Annotated in this window: 2 protein-coding genes; both read right to left on the minus strand. The window is 73.6% G+C overall.

Going from position 1 to position 2,696, the window contains the following annotated elements; genetic code table 11:
• Positions 1–395 precede the first annotated feature (395 nt).
• The gene (gene thrB, locus ACIQOV_RS36305; protein ID WP_359899979.1) at positions 396–1,334 is read right to left on the minus strand and encodes a homoserine kinase; all 939 of its coding nucleotides are present in this window, start codon (positions 1,332–1,334) and stop codon (positions 396–398) included.
• A 364-nt stretch (positions 1,335–1,698) separates the two neighbouring features.
• Positions 1,699–2,696: threonine synthase (thrC, locus tag ACIQOV_RS36310; RefSeq protein ID WP_401055073.1), on the minus strand; the 998-nt coding region annotated here is incomplete at its 5' end.

The following is a 2,696-nucleotide window of genomic DNA, read 5'->3' on the forward strand; positions in this document are numbered from 1 at the left end:
GGCGTAACCCCCACGCTCCCTGCGAATCCCGGGCCCCCGTCGCGTGACGGTGGCCCGCGCTCCGCCCGTCCTGGCCTCAAGGTGGGAGGCCGCGGGTGGGAGTCAGGTGCCGTCACGGCTTCGGGATGCGGCCGCGTGTCGCGCAGGCAGGCTGCGTACGCGCTGCGGTGGGCTCCCGGAGAATCGTCGCCCCGTGCATCGCCGGGACTCCACTGCCGTGGAGTGCTGGGATCGGGACGCGGCGCACCTAGCCCCGGAGGGCACCTGGTGCAGCAATGAGGTTAACACTACCGACCCCCTCAGACATTCCCCAGCCTTGCGCTTGCCAATCGTGTCCGCCGGACCCGGCTCGGCAGGGTGCCGGCGCCGGGTCCCGAGCGGCCCGTTCGGGCTGCTCAGACGTCCAGCGGGAGCACGACGGCCCCGGTGCGGTCGACGTCCAGCCGGTGCGCGGCGAACGCCGGGTCGCCGCCGTGGCCGTGGTGCCCGGCGAAGGAGAGCACCTTGTCGGCGCCCGCCTCGTCGGTCAGCGCCAGGACGGTCGGGCCGGCCCCGGAGATGACCGCGGGGACGCCCTCGGCGCGCAGCGCGCCGACCAGGGCGGCGCTGTCCGGCATCGCGGAGGCGCGGTAGTCCTGGTGCAGCCGGTCCTCGGTGGCGGCGAGGAGCAGCTCGGGGCGCCTGGTCAGCGCCTCCACCAGCAGTGCGGAGCGGCCGGCGTTGACGGCCGCGTCGGCCAGCGGGACGGTCCTCGGCAGCAGTCCGCGCGCGGTCTCGGTGAGCACTTCGCCGGCCGGTACGAACACCACCGGGACGACCTGCTCGGACGGCTCCAGCGCGACCGCCTTGGCCGACTCCTCGTCGGTCCAGGCGATGGTGAAGTTGCCGCGCAGGCAGGCCGCGACGTTGTCCGGGTGGCCCTCCAGCTCGGAGGCGAGGGCCAGCAGCGCGTCGTCGTCCAGCGCGGACGGGCCGCCGATGGTCACGGCGCGGGCGGCCACGATGCCGGCGCAGATGGCGGCCGAGGAGGAGCCGAGGCCGCGGCCGTGCGGTATCCGGTTGGCGCAGACCACTTCGAGGCCCCGCGGCTGGCCGCCGAGCCGGTCGAAGGCGGCGCGCATCGAGCGGACCAGCAGGTGGCGCTCGTCGCGCGGCAGCGTGTCGGAGCCCTCACCGGCGATGTCGACGGAGAGGCCGGAGTCGGCGACCCGGACGACGACGTCGTCGTAGAGACCCAGCGCGAGCCCGAAGGCGTCGAAGCCCGGGCCGAGGTTGGCGCTGGTCGCGGGAACCCTGACCCGGACGGCGGCGGCACGGAACGCAGGACCGGCCATGCGGTGGACTCTCCTGGGGAAATCGGGCGGCGCGGAGCGCGTCGTCGGTGCGAGGGTGGGGAACGGACCGCGGCCCCTCGGGGGGCGGGCGGTCGCGACGGTCGGCGCGGCCCGGACCCGCCGGGCCCGGGGCATGTGCCGCACGGCCGAGGCCAGAGTATCGAAGAGAGGTTCCCCAGCGGTACACCCCGTGGGCCTTCGATCTGGTGTGTTGCCGGTTCTGGCCGGAATGCACACCCCCCTCCGTCAGAGGGAGGGCTGGAAACGGATCGCAATGCGCAGCCCAATTGACACAAAAGTGTCAGTCGAGAACTCCGACGGGCCGACCCCCGAAAGGGTCGGCCCGTCGACGTGCCGGCGCCCGTTACCGGTCGAGCAGTCCGAGGCTGCGGGCGGCCGCCTCCGGGTCGATCGGGACGATCTGCGGCTGCGGCGCGCCGGCCACCGCCCAGTCCGGGTCCTTCAGGCCGTTGCCGGTCACGGTGCAGACGATCCGCTGGCCCGGGTCGACCAGGCCGGCCTCCGCCTTGGCCAGCAGACCGGCCACCGAGGCGGCCGAGGCCGGCTCCACGAAGACGCCCTCCTGCGCGGCCAACAGCCGGTAGGCGGACAGGATCTGACGGTCCGTCACCTTGTCGATGAGGCCGCCGGACTCGTCCCGCGCGGCGAGCGCGAAGTCCCAGGAGGCCGGGTTGCCGATCCGGATCGCGGTGGCGATGGTCTGCGGCTTGAGCACCGGCGCGCCGTCCACGATCGGGGCCGAGCCGGAGGCCTGGAAGCCCCACATCCGCGGGGTGCGGGTGGCGAGGCCGTCCGCGGCGTACTCGCGGTAGCCCTTCCAGTACGCGGTGATGTTGCCCGCGTTGCCGACCGGCAGAACGTGGATGTCCGGGGCGTCGCCGAGCATGTCGACGATCTCGAAGGCCGCGGTCTTCTGGCCCTCGATCCGCACCGGGTTGACCGAGTTGACCAGCGCCACCGGGTACTTCTCGGACAGTTCGCGTGCGAGGGTGAGGCAGTCGTCGAAGTTCCCGTCGACCTGCAGGATCCTGGCGCCGTGCACCAGCGCCTGGCCCATCTTGCCGAGGGCGATCTTGCCCTGCGGGACGAGCACCGCGCAGACCATCCCGGCCCGCACCGCGTACGCGGCGGCGGAGGCCGAGGTGTTGCCGGTGGACGCGCAGATGACCGCCTGCGCGCCCTCCTCCTTGGCCTTGGAGATGGCCATCGTCATCCCGCGGTCCTTGAAGGAACCGGTCGGGTTGGCGCCCTCGACCTTGAGGTAGACCTCGCAGCCCGTGCGCTCGGAGAGCACCTGGGCGGGGACCAGGGGCGTGCCGCCCTCCAGCAGGGTGACCACCG

Source organism: Kitasatospora sp. NPDC091257, from assembly GCF_044757675.1.
Lineage (GTDB): Bacteria > Actinomycetota > Actinomycetes > Streptomycetales > Streptomycetaceae > Kitasatospora > Kitasatospora lactacystinica.

What these genes read in the sequence shown, in the direction of transcription:
- thrB (WP_359899979.1), bottom strand. Translation starts at nt 1,334, where the DNA reads ATGGCCGGTCCTGCGTTCCGTGCCGCCGCCGTCCGGGTCAGGGTTCCC.